This is a genomic window from Pseudomonas sp. DWRC2-2, assembly GCF_049897885.1.
Classification (GTDB): Bacteria; Pseudomonadota; Gammaproteobacteria; order Pseudomonadales; family Pseudomonadaceae; genus Aquipseudomonas; species Aquipseudomonas azotoformans_A.
Window position 1 is genome coordinate 406,103 of record NZ_JAFCXD010000002.1, and the last position, 14,670, is coordinate 420,772.

Sequence of the window (14,670 nt, forward strand, 5' to 3'; positions counted from 1 at the left end):
TTTCAGGAGCGCTTCCGTGACCACCAGCAATCGCATTCTTCTTGGCGTCAACATCGACCACGTCGCTACCCTGCGCCAGGCCCGGGGCACCCGTTACCCTGATCCGGTCAAGGCCGCGCTGGACGCCGAAGAAGCGGGCGCCGACGGCATCACCGTGCACCTGCGCGAAGACCGCCGCCACATCCAGGAGCGTGACGTGCTGGTGCTCAAGGACGTTCTGCAAACCCGCATGAACTTCGAAATGGGCGTCACCGAGGAAATGATGCAATTCGCCGAGCGCATCCGCCCGGCGCACATTTGCCTGGTGCCGGAAACCCGCCAGGAACTGACCACCGAAGGCGGTCTCGATGTGGCTGGCCAGGAAGCGCGGATCAAGGCCGCCGTGGAGCGCTTGTCGAAGATCGGCAGCGAAGTCTCGCTGTTCATCGACGCTGACGAGCGCCAGATCGAAGCCTCGCGCCGTGTCGGTGCACCGGCCATTGAACTGCACACCGGCCGTTACGCCGATGCCACCACGCCGACTGAAGTGGCCGATGAGCTGCAACGTATCATCGACGGCGTGAGCTGCGGCCTCAAGCAAGGCTTGATCGTCAACGCCGGTCACGGCCTGCACTACCACAACGTCGAAGCCGTGGCGGCGATCAAGGGCATCAATGAGTTGAACATCGGCCATGCGCTGGTGGCGCACGCGCTGTTCGTCGGTTTCAAAGGTGCCGTGGCCGAGATGAAAGCCCTGATCCTGGCGGCCGCCAAGGCCTGATCCGCCTACTGCGGCAATGCGAAGCCTTACTGTTTAGCCAGGGCAGGTGTATCGTATCTGCCCTTTGCAGGCCCTGGGCCTGCGGCCGATACGTGAGGTTGTTGTGTCCCGATCCTTTTCCCGTCGACAAATCCTGGGTGGTCTTGCAGGCCTGGCCGTAGTAGGCGTCGGTGCCGGTGGCGCCTACCGCTACTGGATGGGGAAAGTTGCCGAGGCCGAGGCGGGGCATGATTACGAGCTGATCGCCGCGCCGCTCGACGTGGAACTGGTGCCGGGCCACAAGACCGAAGCCTGGGCATTTGGCCCGTCAGCGCCGGGCACCGAGTTGCGGGTGCGCCAGGGCGAATGGCTGCGGGTGCGTTTCATCAACCACTTGCCGGTCGCCACCACCATCCATTGGCATGGCATCCGCCTGCCGCTGGAAATGGACGGCGTGCCCTACGTCTCGCAGTTGCCGGTACTGCCCGGTGAGTATTTCGATTACAAATTCCGTGTGCCCGACGCCGGCAGCTACTGGTATCACCCCCACGTGAACAGCAGCGAAGAACTCGGCCGTGGCCTGGTCGGCCCGCTGATCATCGAAGAGCGCGAACCCACCGGTTTCAAACACGAACGCACGCTTAGCCTGAAGAGCTGGCATGTGGACGAAGAGGGCGCTTTCGTGGCCTTCAGCATTCCCCGTGAAGCGGCACGCGGCGGCACGGCCGGGCGGTTGTCGACGATCAATGGCGTGTCCCAGGCAGTCGTCGATTTGCCCGCCGGACAGATCACTCGCGTGCGGCTGCTCAACCTCGACAACACCCTGACCTATCGCATCAACATTCCGGATGTCGAGGCGCAGATCTACGCGCTGGACGGCAACCCCATCGAGCCGCGCCCGCTGGGCAAGGAATACTGGTTGGGCCCCGGCATGCGCATCTGCCTGGCGATCAAGGCACCGCCGGCGGGCGAAGAGCTGTCGATCCGCAATGGCCCGGTACGCCTGGGTACCTTCCGTTCGGTGGCCAACGCCGATGCGCCGACTGAGTGGCCGCCTGCATTGCCCGCCAACCCGATTGCCGAGCCGGACCTGGCCAATGCGGAGAAACTCAACTTCAATTTCGAGTGGGTCGGCACGGTGTCCGTGGATGACGGGAAACCACCAAGCCTGTGGCAGATCAACGGCAAGGCCTGGGACATCACCGACAAGACCTGTGCCGAGCGCCCGATTGCCAAGCTGGAAAAGGGCAAGAGTTACATTTTCGAATTGAAGAACATGACCCAGTACCAGCACCCGATTCACCTGCACGGCATGAGCTTCAAGGTGATCGCCTCGAACCGCCACAAGGTGATCCCGTACTTCACCGACACCTACCTGTTGGGTAAAAACGAGCGCGCTCGCGTGGCGTTGGTGGCGGATAACCCAGGGGTGTGGATGTTCCACTGCCACGTGATCGACCACATGGAAACCGGCCTGATGGCCGCCATCGAGGTGGCGTGATGCGTCAGTTCCGCCCTACCGCGATCATCGACCGCAGCCGCGACCAGGACTTCATGCGCGAAGCCTTGGCCCTTGCCGCCCAAGGCGCTGCATTGGGTGAAGTGCCCGTCGGTGCGGTGCTGGTGCAAGACGGCGAAATCATCGGCCGTGGCTTCAACTGCCCCATCAGCGGCAACGACCCCAGCGCCCACGCCGAAATGGTCGCCATCCGCGCCGCCGCGCAGGCCATCAGCAACTATCGCCTGGTGGGCAGCACGCTCTATGTGACCCTGGAGCCGTGCAGCATGTGCGCGGGGCTGATCGTGCATTCGCGGATTGCGCGCGTGGTGTATGGCGCGCTGGAACCCAAAGCGGGGATCGTGCAAAGCCAGGGGCAGTTTTTTACCCAGGGCTTTCTCAATCATAAGGTGCTGTTTGAAGGGGGAGTGTTGGCCGAGGAATGCGGGACGGTCTTGAGTGAGTTCTTCAAGGCGCGAAGAGCCAAGCCGTCCCTTTGAGATTTATTTGCGGGCGATGATCACCGCCCGCATCGGCGCCGGCAGCCCTTCAATCGTCTTGCTGTGATCGTGCGGATCGAGGAAGTCACTCAGCGACTGATACTTCATCCACGCGGTCCCACGCTGTTCCTCGACCGTGGTCACACTCACATCCACACAGCGCACGTCGCTGAATCCTGCGCGGCGTAGCCACAGCATCAACGCCGGCACTGACGGTAGGAACCATACGTTGCGCATCTGCGCGTAGCGGTCTTCCGGCACCAGCACCTGCTGCTGATCGCCTTCGACCACAAGGGTTTCCAGGACGAGTTCGCCGCCTTTGACCAGGGTGTCCTTCAGCGCCAGCAAATGCTCGATGGGCGAACGCCGGTGATAGAACACCCCCATGGAAAACACCGTGTCGAAGCCTTCCAGATTCGCCGGCAGGTCTTCGAAGGGGAACGGCAGGTGCCAGGCCTTGGGCTCGGACAGATAACGTTGCACCGCCTGGAACTGACAGAAGAACAGCCAGTTCGGGTCCACGCCAATCACGCTGTCGGCCCCGGCGCCGAGCATGCGCCACATGTAGTAACCGTTGCCGCAGCCCACGTCGAGGATGCGCTTGCCCTTCAGGTTCAGGTGTGGTGCCACGCGGGACCACTTCCAGTCCGAGCGCCATTCGGTGTCCACATGCACGCCGAACAGGTTGAATGGCCCTTTGCGCCACGGACTCAGGCCCATCAGCGCGGCATGCATCTGCACGCGGGTGTCATCGTCGCAGTCAGTATCGAGCGTCAGGCCGTTGAGCAAATCCACTTCGCTGGGCTGGATTTTTGGCAGTGCATCCAGCGCACTCTGCCAGCGTTCCAGGTCGCCATGACCCTTTTCCATCTTGCTATCGAGTTGCGCTTGCAGGCCCTGGGCCCACACGGCCAGGGGAGTGCCGACCAGATGGCGGGCGAGGGGAGACAGATCAATCATGGCAAGGCAATCAACGAGGCAAAGTTAAGACACTGGAACCACGGCACGACTGTCGAAAAACCGGCCGCCAGCAGGCGTTCGCGGTGTTCTTCGAGGCTGTCGGGCTTCATGACGTTTTCGATGGCGCTGCGTTTCTGGGCGATTTCCAGTTCGCTGTAGCCGTTGGCGCGTTTGAACGCGATGTGCAGATCGGTGAGCAGCGCGTGTTCGTCTGCATCGTTGAAACGCAGCTTTTCTGAGAGGATCAGCGCGCCACCCGGCAACAGCGACTGGCGGATGCGCGCGAGCAGCGCCAGGCGTTCATCGGGCGCGATGAATTGCAGGGTGAAATTCAGCGCCACCACCGAGGCCGGTTGGAACTGCAGCGCGAGGATATCGCCCTCGATAACCTCGACCGGCAGCAGCTCCTGGAACATCGAGTCCTGGCCATTGAGGTATTCGCGGCACCGCTCGACCATCGCGGCCGAGTTATCCACCGCGATTACCCGGCAACCGTCGGTGCGCACGTGGCGGCGCAGGGCCTGGGTCACCGCGCCCAGCGAGGATCCCAGGTCATACAACACGCTATTGGGCTGGGCGAACTGCGCGGCGAGTACGCCGAGGTTCTCGACGATGGTCGGGTAGCCTGGCACCGAACGCTTGATCATGTCCGGGAACACCCGCACCACGTCCTCGTTAAAGGCGAAGTCCGGCACCTGGGGCAGGGGCTGGGCGAATAGGCGATCGGGTTCTTTGCTCACGGTTGTTCCGGCGACGATGGGGAAAGGCCGGCATTTTAGCCAAGTTGGCCTTGGTGTGCGCGGGTTGTCTGATGGAAAGCCGAGGCAGTGATGCCCCACTGGCCCAGCCAATAGGTACTGATCAGCAAATACGGCGCTGCATCGAACGCCACCACAAACCGATTGATACCGATCAGCGTGTCAGAAAACACAAACGACGCCGCACCCGCAGCCGCCAGCCATGCCGAACGCTTCGGCACATCGCTGCCCAGTCGCGCCAACGCACGCCAGAGCATGGCACTGATCACGGTTGCATAAACCACTACAGGAACCAGCAGGTCGCCCAGGCCATGGGAGATCAGGATGCTCAGCAGGATTGCGCTCACGCCCAGCGCCAATACCAGCGGCAGCAGCGCCAGACGACGACAGTCACTGAAATAGGCTTTGAGGTACGCCAAATGCGCAAACAGGAAGGCACCCAAGCCGAAGATGAACAGGTCGCCCGGCCAGGCGAGCAATACGTCACCCACCAGGGAAAAAATCAGCCCCAGGCTGATCCAGCGTCGATAGTCGGTGGGCGGTGCGTCGTGCAGCCAACCCAACAGCGCCAGGACCGGCAGCGGTTTGACCAGCAGGCACAACAAGGTGGCATGGGTGGTCAGCCCGTAGATAAAGGTGCCGGCGCCCATCAACGCAAGAATCAGCCATGGCATATCAGTTCACCGTAATGGCGCAGTCAAAGGTTTCGACGGGTTCGGCTTCCGGCTCCCAGGGTTGCTGGGAGGTCAGGCGCAAACGCCCTTGGCCGGCTGCGAAAGCCTGGAAACGCCAGGTCGACTGGCCGCCGCCACCGATCACACCGGATTCCGAGCTGCTGTAGACCTCCGGGCTCAGCGCGCGCAGCACGCCGCCAGCGGAGTCCTGGATGGCCCAGCGGTAACCGGTGGTGGGGTTGCTTGGCAGGGTGAGGATAAGGTTTTGTCCGCTTTTGAGCTGGAGCGGGCAGGCGCTCTGGTTGTCCACGGTGACGTTTTGCTTCGGTGCACTGGCGCACGCGGCCAGCAGGGCAAGGCTCAAGGGGAGAAGCAGGCGGGCAGCGGTCATGGGGGCTCCGTTGATTCACGACGAAGGGCGAGCATAACCGAAGATGAGACAAGGTGTGACATGGAGGGATTTGCGCTGTGGCGACTGACGCCTTCGCGGGCAAGCCCGCTCCCACATTTTGATGGGTGAACACATTCAAAGGTGGGAGCCGGGCTTGCCCGCGATGAGGCCAGACCAGGCACTACATAATTGTCAGAACAGCACTTTGGCCACATCCGCAAACCGCTTTGCAAAGTGCACCGTCATGCCTTCCTTCAGGTACTCCGGCAGCTCTTCAAAACTGCCGCGATTGGGCTCCGGCAAGATCAGTTCATGGATCTTCTGGCGTCGCGCCGCAATCACCTTTTCGCGCACCCCGCCAATCGGCAGCACGTGCCCGGTCAGCGTCAGCTCGCCGGTCATGGCCACGCCTTTTTTCGGCGGTTGGTTACGCGCCAGCGACAGCAATGCACTGGCCATGGTCACCCCGGCGCTCGGGCCGTCTTTCGGCGTGGCACCTTCCGGCACGTGCAAGTGCACGAAGGCTTCGTCGAAGAACTTTGGATCACCGCCAAACGACTTCAGGTTCGAGCTGATGTAGCTGTAGGCGATTTCCGCAGACTCCTTCATCACTTCACCCAACTGCCCGGTGAGCTTGAAGCCACGATTGAGCGTGTGGATACGCGTCGCCTCGATCGGCAAGGTCGCGCCGCCCATGCTGGTCCAGGCCAGGCCTGTGATCACGCCGGTGCCGGACAGTACTTGCTCGTTGCGGAATACCGGGATGCCCAGGGAGCTTTCCAGGTCCTTGTTGCCGATCTTGATCACCGAGTCCGGCTCGTCCAGCAACTTGACCACCGCCTTGCGCACCAGTTTGCCCAGCTGTTTCTCCAGCTGACGCACCCCGGCTTCGCGAGCGTAACCGTCGATCAACGCACGCAAGGCGCCGTCGCTGATGGTCAGGCTGTTTTTCGACACGCCGGCTTTTTCCAGCTGTTTCGGCCACAGGTGGCGCTTGGCGATGGCGACTTTTTCTTCGGTGATATAGCCCGACAGGCGAATCACTTCCATACGGTCCAGCAGCGGGCCGGGGATGGAATCCAAAGTGTTGGCGGTGCACACGAACAGCACTTTGGACAGGTCCAGGCGCAGGTCCAGGTAATGGTCGAGGAATTCGACGTTCTGCTCCGGGTCAAGGGTTTCCAGCAAGGCCGACGCCGGGTCGCCCTGGAAGCTCTGGCCCATCTTGTCGATCTCGTCGAGCATGATCACCGGGTTCATCACTTCCACATCTTTAAGCGCCTGCACCAGCTTGCCCGGCAGGGCGCCGATGTAGGTGCGGCGATGGCCCTTGATCTCGGCCTCGTCGCGCATGCCGCCGACGCTGAAGCGGTAGAAAGGCCGGCCCAGGGACTCGGCGATGGATTTACCCACGCTGGTCTTGCCCACGCCCGGCGGGCCGACCAGCAGCACGATGGAACCGGCGACTTCGCCCTTATAGGCACCCACCGCAAGGAACTCAAGGATGCGGCTCTTGATGTCATCCAGGCCCGCGTGGTGTTTATCCAGCACTTTTCGCGCATGTTTCAGGTCGAGTTTATCCTCGCCAAACACGCCCCACGGCACCGAAGTGGCCCAGTCCAGGTAGTTGCGTGTCACTGCGTATTCCGGTGAACCGGTTTCGAGGATCGACAGTTTGTTCAATTCTTCATCGATGCGTTTTTTCGCCTGGGGCGGCAGCACTTTGCCTTCCAGGCGTTGCTCGAACTGTTCGACGTCCGCGCTGCGGTCGTCCTTGGTCAGGCCCAGTTCCTGCTGGATGACCTTGAGTTGTTCCTTGAGGAAGAACTCGCGCTGGTGCTCGCCGATCTTGCGGTTGACCTCGGCGGACAGTTCTTTTTGCAGGCGCGCGACTTCAACCTCTTTGCGCAGCATCGGCAGCACTTTTTCCATGCGCTTGAGCATGGGCACGCAGTCCAGCACTTCCTGCAACTCGTTACCGGTGGCCGACGTCAGCGCGGCGGCGAAGTCGGTGAGTGGCGACGGGTCGTTGGGGCTGAAGCGGTTGAGGTAGTTCTTCAACTCCTCGCTGTACAGCGGGTTGAGCGGCAGCAGTTCCTTGATCGCATTGATCAGCGCCATGCCGTAGGCCTTGACCTCATCGGTCGGCTCGCTCGGCTGGTGCGGGTATTCGACTTCCACCAGGTACGGTGGGCGGTGGTGCTTGAGCCAGGTCTTGATGCGCACGCGCGTCAGGCCCTGGGCGACGAATTGCAGCTTGCCGTTTTCGCGGCTGGCGTGGTGCACCTTCACCAGGGTGCCGTACAGCGGCAGGCTGGAGGTGTCGAAGTGGCGCGGGTCTTCCGGCGGCGTGTCCATGAAGAACAGGGCCAGGGAGTGGTGGTCGGATTTGCTCACCAACTCCAGGGTTTCGGCCCACGGCTCTTCGTTGACGATCACCGGCAGCACTTGCGCCGGGAAGAAGGGCCGGTTGTGGATCGGAATGATGTAGACCTTGTCCGGCAGGTTTTGCCCAGGCAGGGCCAGGCCGGTATTGGACGAGGCGGATTCAGCGTTTTCGGGGTCGGCGTAGTCGTTGAGGTCGTAATCAGGGAATTCTTGCTGGTCGCTCATGGGGCACCTGCATAAGGAAGTATGCAGGTTAGATGGGGCGGGGTAGCGGTGGTTTCAATGGTCGCGTGAAGTTAGCAACAAATTGCATGAATTCAGCTGATCTTATGCAGATAGCTCGGCAATGGCTGCTCCGGCAGCACTGACAACACTTTCAACCGTTGCAGCATACGCTGCCGCGCCCGCTGCAGGTGCTCACGCAGGTTCAACGCCGCTGCATCAAATGCACCGTGCAGCAGTAATTCCAGAATCAACCGATGTTCGGCCAGCATGGCCGGATCGGCGCCGATCCCCAGCAAACGGTAGAAAATCCGGCTGATGATCATCGGGCTTTGGCCCTGGCGGATCAACGCCGCGATCTTGCGGTTCTGCAGGCCGGCGAGGCAGCGCTGGTGCAAGTCCTCCTCGATCTGTTCGATGGCCTCCAGGCTGCAGTGGGCGCTGTCCTGGGCGTCCAGCACGCGTTGCAACATCGCTTCCAGCGTCTCGCGGTCCAGCCCCGGCGCACTTTGGCGCAAAGCTTCGGGTTCCAGGCAGGCGCGCAGTTCGTAGTCTTCGGTAACTTCACGGGCGGTCAGCGGTCCGGCCAGCCATTGGGAGTAGGGCTCTTTTTCCACCAATCCCCGGTCGCGCAGGCGCATCAGCGCTTCACGCACCACCGCGCGGCTGACGCCGTAGTGGTCGGCGGCGGCTTGCTCATCGAGGCGGTAATGGCCGAAGGCAATGCAGGTGGACAACGCCGCGCCGATCTCCTCGACGATGCGCTCGCCCAGCGGCCGCGTGTCCACCAACTCATCTTCGCCGTTGAGGCCCAGGTGCGCATGGCTCAAGGGCAAGCGTAGCGGCTCCATCGCAAGGCCGTCGGGGTTGATCAGGTAACCCCGGCCGTTGAAGCGGCAGATCAGGCCTTCCTCATGCAGCAGGTCCAGGGCTCGGCGCACCGGCACACGGCTGGTGCCGAACAATTCGGCCAGTGGCGCTTCCAGCAAGACCAGGCCGTGGCGCGCGGTGCCGTTGACGATCGCATCACGCAATACCTGGTGAATCATCGCGTAACGGGAGGCCGAGGCGGACGCTGCTTTCATCGCTTTCTCTGGGGCTTGTAGGACGGTGGCCGGGGATTCTCTCATAAGTTACGCCTGTCACCCTGCGCCACAGCGGTGGCACCTTTGTGGGGCTCGGAATCGAGGAATGCTACTTTTCTGCACCAAAATGTACTTATTAATAAAAGATACATTATTTCATTGAAGGCGCTTTCCAGCGGTCTGGCAAGATTTTTTCCGGCTGGTTAAAACCATCTATCCCGTAGCTCTGGGCGAAATCCCCTGGTTGCGTAAATGCTGCCTGAGAAAGACTGGCACGAAAGCTGCCTTTATAAAATGTACATTTTATTAATATGTACGTTTTGTGAGGGTCACTTTGATGTCAGACGCCACTTCAATGGCTGAAGATTTCGCCAGCGGTCGTAGCGACCCGGTGCAAATCCTCGAACAGGCACTCGAAAAGGCGGATGAGGTGCCGGCGGTGTTTATCAGCCTGACCGCTGAGCGTGCGCGTCGTGAAGCCGAAGCCTCTGCCGCCCGCTGGCGCGCCGGCCAGCCATTGAGCGTATTCGATGGCGTGCCCCTGGCTTGGAAAGATCTGTTCGACGTGGCCGGCAGTATCACCACTGCGGGCGCGGCCTACCGCCGCACTGCGCCTGCCGCGTTGCTCGACGCACCAAGCGTAGGTCTGCTGTGCCGCGCCGGGATGGTCAGCGTGGGCAAGACCAACCTCAGCGAACTGGCCTATTCCGGCCTAGGCCTGAACCCGCATTTCGGCACGCCGCACAACCCCCATGGCACTGACCAACCGCGCATTCCTGGCGGTTCGTCGTCCGGTTCAGCCGTGGCCGTCGCCGCTGGCATCGTGCCGATCGCCATGGGCACCGACACCGCCGGTTCGATCCGCATTCCCTCGGCCTTCAACGGCCTGGTGGGGTACCGCAGCAGCAGCCGACGCTACAGCCGCGACGGCGTGTTCCCGTTGGCCCATACCCTCGATAGCCTGGGCCCGCTGACTCGCAGTGTGCGTGATGCCCTGGCAATCGACGATCTGCTGCATGGCCGCAGCCAAACCCACACCGCCCGCAGCCTCAAGGGTCAGCGTTTTGTGCTGGCGCAACAGGATGTTGAACCCGCTGTGCGCAACAACCTGCTGCGCGTCGTGGAGCAACTCAAGGCTCACGGCGCGCTGGTTGAAGAGCGCGAATGCCCGACCTTCCAGGCCACCCTGGACCTGATCAAACACCACGGCTGGCTCGGTTCCTTCGAAGCCTTCGCCCTGCACGAAGCCTTGCTCGACAGCCCCGACGCCGAACAACTTGACCCACGTGTACGCCGCCGCCTCGAAGCCGCGCGCACGCTGCCGGCCAGCCAACTGCTGCATCTGGTCGATGCCCGCCGCCGCCTGCAACAGCAACTGGTCGACGACCTCGACGGCGCCATCCTCATCACCCCCACCGTCGCCCACATCGCACCCGCATTGGCACCGCTGGAAGCGGACGACGACCTGTTTGTGAACACCAACCTCGCCACCCTGCGCCTGACCATGCCCGGCAGTTTGCTCGACATGCCTGGCGTGACCCTGCCCAGCGGCCGCGATGCCCAGGGCCTGCCCACCGGGCTGCTGCTCAGCGCCCCGACGGGGGAAGACGCTCGCCTGCTGCGCGCAGCGTTGTCCGTCGAATCCGTACTCAACGTTTAAGGAGACACATCATGGCTAAAGACATTCTCTGTGCATTCGGCGTCGACGTTGACGCCGTCGCCGGCTGGCTCGGTTCCTATGGCGGCGAAGATTCGCCGGACGACATCTCCCGTGGCCTGTTCGCCGGTGAAATCGGCGCGCCGCGCCTGCTCAAACTGTTCGAGCGCTATGGCCTGCGCACCACCTGGTTTATCCCTGGCCACTCGATGGAAACCTTCCCCGAGCAAATGAAAGCCGTGGCCGACGCCGGTCACGAAATCGGTGTGCACGGCTACAGCCACGAAAACCCCATCGCCATGACGGCCGAGCAGGAAGAAATCGTCCTGGATAAATCCATCGAGCTGATCACCCAGGTCACCGGCAAACGCCCGACGGGTTACGTGGCGCCGTGGTGGGAATTCAGCAAGGTCACCAACGAACTGCTGCTGAAAAAAGGCATCAAGTACGACCACAGCCTGATGCACAACGACTTCCACCCCTACTACGTGCGCAAGGGCGACAGCTGGACCAAGATCGACTACAGCCAGCACCCCGACACCTGGATGAAACCCCTGGTGCGCGGCGAAGAAACCGACCTGGTGGAGATCCCGGCCAACTGGTACCTGGACGACCTGCCGCCGATGATGTTCATCAAAAAAGCCCCCAACAGCCACGGCTTCGTCAACCCGCGTCACCTGGAAGAAATGTGGCGCGACCAGTTCGACTGGGTCTACCGCGAACACGAACACGCGGTGTTCACCATGACCATCCACCCCGACGTCTCCGGCCGCCCACAAGTGCTGCTGATGCTGGAGCGCCTGATCGAACACATCCAGAGCCATGCCGGCGTGCGCTTCGTCACCTTTGACGAAATCGCCGACGACTTCATCCGCCGCCAACCCCGTACCTGACCCCTTATTCCTGAGGCGCGACCCATGTCCATCTACAACAAGCTTGACCTGACTGGCTGGAAACCCCGGCAATTGACGTCCAAGGAGGTGCGTTTCGCCACCTGGATCGCGTTTTTCGCCTGGGTGTTTGCGGTGTATGACTTCATCCTGTTCGGCACCTTGTTGCCGGAGATCGGCCGGCATTTTGGCTGGGGTGAAGTGGAGCAAGCTGAAATCGCGACGTGGGTGGCGGTGGGCACGGCGGTGGTCGCGTTTGCCATCGGCCCGGTGGTGGATAAATTGGGGCGGCGCACCGGGATTATCTTCACCGTGGCCGGCTCTGCGCTGTGCTCGGCGCTGACGGCGATTGGCGGGGCGTGGGGTAAGTCGCCGTTGATCCTGATCCGTTCGTTGGGCGGTTTGGGTTATGCCGAAGAAACCGTCAACGCCACGTATTTGAGTGAGTTGTATGGCGCCTCTGAGGATCCGCGCCTGACCAAGCGCCGCGGTTTTATCTACAGCCTGGTGCAGGGCGGCTGGCCGGTGGGTGCTTTGATTGCCGCCGGTTTGACCGCGCTGTTGCTGCCGATCATTGGCTGGCAGGGCTGCTTTATCTTCGCCGCGATCCCGGCCATCGTCATCGCGATCATGGCGCGCAAACTCAAGGAGAGCCCGCAGTTCCAGATCCACCAGCGCATCAGCCAATTGCGTAAAAGCGGCGCCGTCACAGAAGCGCAAAACGTCGCCGCAACCTATGGCGTGGACTACGACGAACACAGCAAGGCCGGCCTCAAAGCCGCGTTCCGTGGCCCGGCGCGTCGCGCCACGTTGGTGATTGGCGCGGCACTGTTGCTCAACTGGGCGGCGATCCAGGTGTTCAGCGTGCTCGGTACTTCGGTGATCATCAGCGTGCACCACATCTCGTTCGAGAACTCGCTGATCATCCTGGTGCTGTCGAACCTGGTCGGCTATTGCGGTTACCTCAGTCACGGCTGGATGGGCGACAAGATCGGCCGTCGCAATGTCATTGGCCTGGGCTGGATGCTCGGCGGCCTGTCGTTTGCCGGGATGCTGTTTGGCCCGAGCAATATGCCGATGGTGGTTGGGCTGTACAGCTTGGGCCTGTTCTTCCTGATCGGGCCGTATTCGGCGGCATTGTTCTTTATCAGTGAAAGTTTCCCCACCAGCATCCGCGCCACCGGCGGCGCAATCATCCATGCCATGGGCCCGATTGGTGCGGTAGTCGCAGGTTTTGGCGCGACCCAAGTGCTGTCCGCTGGCAGCGACTGGCAGACCGCCGCGCTGTGGTTCGGCGCGCTGCCGTGCTTCCTGTCTGGCGCCTTGATGTTTGCCGCACGCCATGTGCGTCCGGAAACCATTCAGTAAGGAGTGTTCGATGAGCCGTAAAGTTGCCTTGATTACCGGTGCCGCCAGCGGCATCGGCCAAGCCCTCGCCGTGACCTATGCGCGCAACGGTGTGGCGGTGGTCGGCGGGTATTACCCGGCCGATCCCCATGACCCGCAGACCACCGTCAGCCTTGTGGACGAGGCGGGCGGCGAGTGCCTGATGCTGCCGTTGGACGTGGGTGACACCGCTTCCGTCGATGCACTGGCCGCGCAAGCCATCCAGCATTTCGGCCGACTCGATTACGCCGTGGCCAACGCCGGCCTGCTGCGCCGCGCACCCTTGCTGGAGATGACCGACGCGTTGTGGGACGAAATGCTCAATGTCGACCTCACTGGGGTGATGCGCACCTTCCGCGCGGCAACTCGACATATGCATGCAGGCGGCGCGCTGGTGGCGATTTCGTCGATTGCCGGCGGCGTGTATGGCTGGCAGGAACACAGCCACTACGCGGCGGCCAAGGCTGGCGTGCCGGGGTTGTGCCGGTCGCTGGCGGTGGAATTGGCGGCCAAGGGCATTCGTTGCAATGCGGTGATTCCTGGGTTGATCGAGACGCCGCAGTCGCTGGATGCAAAGAACTCGCTGGGGCCGGAAGGCTTGGCCAAAGCGGCGCGCGCGATTCCGTTGGGCCGGGTAGGGCGGGCGGATGAAGTGGCGTCGCTGGTGCAGTTTTTGACCAGTGACGCGTCGAGCTATCTGACCGGGCAAAGCATTGTCATTGACGGTGGTTTAACCGTGCGCTGGCCGGACTGATTGAGGAATGAACATGAGACAATTGGAAAACCGCCGCGCGGTGATCACTGGCGCTGGGAGCGGCATCGGTGCCGCCATCGCCCGTGCCTACGCCGCTGAAGGCGCGCGCCTGGTGCTGGCCGACCGCAACGCCGCCACCCTTGCGGAAACGGCGATCACCTGCCGCAACCTCGGCGCCGAGGTGTTCGAATGCCTGGCCGATGTCGGCACCGTCGAAGGTGCGCAGGCGAGTGTCGACCGTTGCGTCGAACACTTCGGCGGCATCGATATCCTGGTCAACAATGCCGGCATGCTCACCCAGGCGCGCTGCGTCGACCTGTCCATCGAAATGTGGAACGACATGCTGCGCGTCGACCTCACCAGCGTGTTCGTCGCCAGTCAGCGCGCCTTGCCGCACATGCTCGCGCAGCGTTGGGGACGGATCATCAACGTCGCCTCGCAACTGGGCATCAAGGGCGGCGCCGAGCTGACCCATTACGCGGCGGCCAAGGCCGGGGTGATCGGCTTCACCAAGTCCCTGGCCCTGGAAGTGGCCAAGGACAATGTGTTGGTCAACGCCATCGCGCCCGGCCCGATCGAGACGCCGTTGGTGGGCGGTATCAGCGACGACTGGAAACGTGCCAAGGCCAAGGAACTGCCCCTGGGGCGCTTCGGCCTGGCGGATGAAGTGGCGCCCACGGCGGTGCTGCTGGCCAGCGAGCCCGGTGGCAACCTGTTCGTCGGTCAGACCCTGGGTCCGAACTCCGGCGATGTCATGCCATGAGTGAG

At 62.3% G+C, this 14,670-nt stretch carries 14 protein-coding genes; 8 read left to right on the forward strand and 6 right to left on the reverse strand.

What is annotated here, in order from left to right; all coding sequences use genetic code 11:
* Positions 1-16: 16 nt before the first annotated feature.
* The 3 genes from pdxJ (at position 17) to tadA (ending at position 2,737) form a co-directional block, all read left to right on the forward strand.
* Positions 17-760: a pyridoxine 5'-phosphate synthase gene (gene pdxJ / locus ACP7EW_RS10425; RefSeq protein ID WP_038851278.1), complete on the forward strand. Its 744-nt coding sequence runs from the start codon at positions 17-19 to the stop codon at positions 758-760.
* Positions 761-863: 103 nt separating this feature from the next.
* On the forward strand, positions 864-2,240 hold the full coding sequence (locus tag ACP7EW_RS10430) for a multicopper oxidase family protein (RefSeq protein WP_426216862.1): 1,377 nt from the start codon (positions 864-866) through the stop codon (positions 2,238-2,240).
* A complete protein-coding gene (gene tadA, locus ACP7EW_RS10435) occupies positions 2,240-2,737 on the forward strand; it encodes a tRNA adenosine(34) deaminase TadA (RefSeq protein ID WP_033902446.1) in 498 nt (165 codons plus the stop codon). Before ACP7EW_RS10430 ends, tadA begins: the two co-directional genes overlap by 1 nt.
* A gap of 3 nt (positions 2,738-2,740) precedes the next feature.
* Here the strand turns inward: tadA and cmoB are convergent, their stop codons facing one another.
* The 6 genes from cmoB to ACP7EW_RS10465 form a co-directional block, all read right to left on the reverse strand.
* A complete protein-coding gene (gene cmoB / locus ACP7EW_RS10440; RefSeq protein ID WP_426216864.1) occupies positions 2,741-3,697 on the reverse strand; it encodes a tRNA 5-methoxyuridine(34)/uridine 5-oxyacetic acid(34) synthase CmoB in 957 nt (318 codons plus the stop codon).
* A complete protein-coding gene (gene cmoA, locus ACP7EW_RS10445; RefSeq protein ID WP_426216865.1) occupies positions 3,694-4,437 on the reverse strand; it encodes a carboxy-S-adenosyl-L-methionine synthase CmoA in 744 nt (247 codons plus the stop codon). Before cmoA ends, cmoB begins: the two co-directional genes overlap by 4 nt.
* A gap of 35 nt (positions 4,438-4,472) precedes the next feature.
* Positions 4,473-5,129 carry a lysoplasmalogenase gene (locus ACP7EW_RS10450; RefSeq protein ID WP_426216867.1) on the reverse strand — a complete coding sequence of 219 codons (657 nt, stop codon included), beginning with the start codon at positions 5,127-5,129 and terminating at the stop codon, positions 4,473-4,475.
* Between the two features lies 1 nt (position 5,130).
* The gene (locus ACP7EW_RS10455) at positions 5,131-5,520 is read right to left on the reverse strand and encodes a protease inhibitor I42 family protein (protein ID WP_033902441.1); all 390 of its coding nucleotides are present in this window, start codon (positions 5,518-5,520) and stop codon (positions 5,131-5,133) included.
* A 192-nt stretch (positions 5,521-5,712) separates the two neighbouring features.
* Positions 5,713-8,133, reverse strand: a complete 2,421-nt coding sequence (gene lon / locus ACP7EW_RS10460; protein ID WP_033902440.1) for an endopeptidase La — start codon at positions 8,131-8,133, stop codon at positions 5,713-5,715.
* Between the two features lie 92 nt (positions 8,134-8,225).
* Entirely contained in the window at positions 8,226-9,215 is a 990-nt protein-coding gene (locus tag ACP7EW_RS10465; protein ID WP_426216869.1) for a GntR family transcriptional regulator, read from the reverse strand.
* A 337-nt stretch (positions 9,216-9,552) separates the two neighbouring features.
* Between ACP7EW_RS10465 and ACP7EW_RS10470 the strand changes: the two genes are divergently transcribed.
* The 5 genes from ACP7EW_RS10470 to ACP7EW_RS10490 are packed head-to-tail and all read left to right on the forward strand — an operon-like array spanning position 9,553 to position 14,665.
* On the forward strand, positions 9,553-10,875 hold the full coding sequence (locus ACP7EW_RS10470) for an amidase (protein WP_426216871.1): 1,323 nt from the start codon (positions 9,553-9,555) through the stop codon (positions 10,873-10,875).
* A gap of 11 nt (positions 10,876-10,886) precedes the next feature.
* On the forward strand, positions 10,887-11,765 hold the full coding sequence (locus ACP7EW_RS10475) for a polysaccharide deacetylase family protein (RefSeq protein ID WP_003234086.1): 879 nt from the start codon (positions 10,887-10,889) through the stop codon (positions 11,763-11,765).
* Between the two features lie 24 nt (positions 11,766-11,789).
* A complete protein-coding gene (locus tag ACP7EW_RS10480) occupies positions 11,790-13,130 on the forward strand; it encodes an MFS transporter (RefSeq protein ID WP_426216874.1) in 1,341 nt (446 codons plus the stop codon).
* Positions 13,131-13,140: 10 nt separating this feature from the next.
* Positions 13,141-13,902 (forward strand): SDR family NAD(P)-dependent oxidoreductase, encoded by a 762-nt coding sequence (locus ACP7EW_RS10485; RefSeq protein WP_426216876.1) that lies wholly within the window; start codon positions 13,141-13,143, stop codon positions 13,900-13,902.
* 13 nt (positions 13,903-13,915) lie between these two features.
* Entirely contained in the window at positions 13,916-14,665 is a 750-nt protein-coding gene (locus tag ACP7EW_RS10490; protein WP_426216879.1) for an SDR family NAD(P)-dependent oxidoreductase, read from the forward strand.
* Positions 14,666-14,670: the final 5 nt, after the last annotated feature.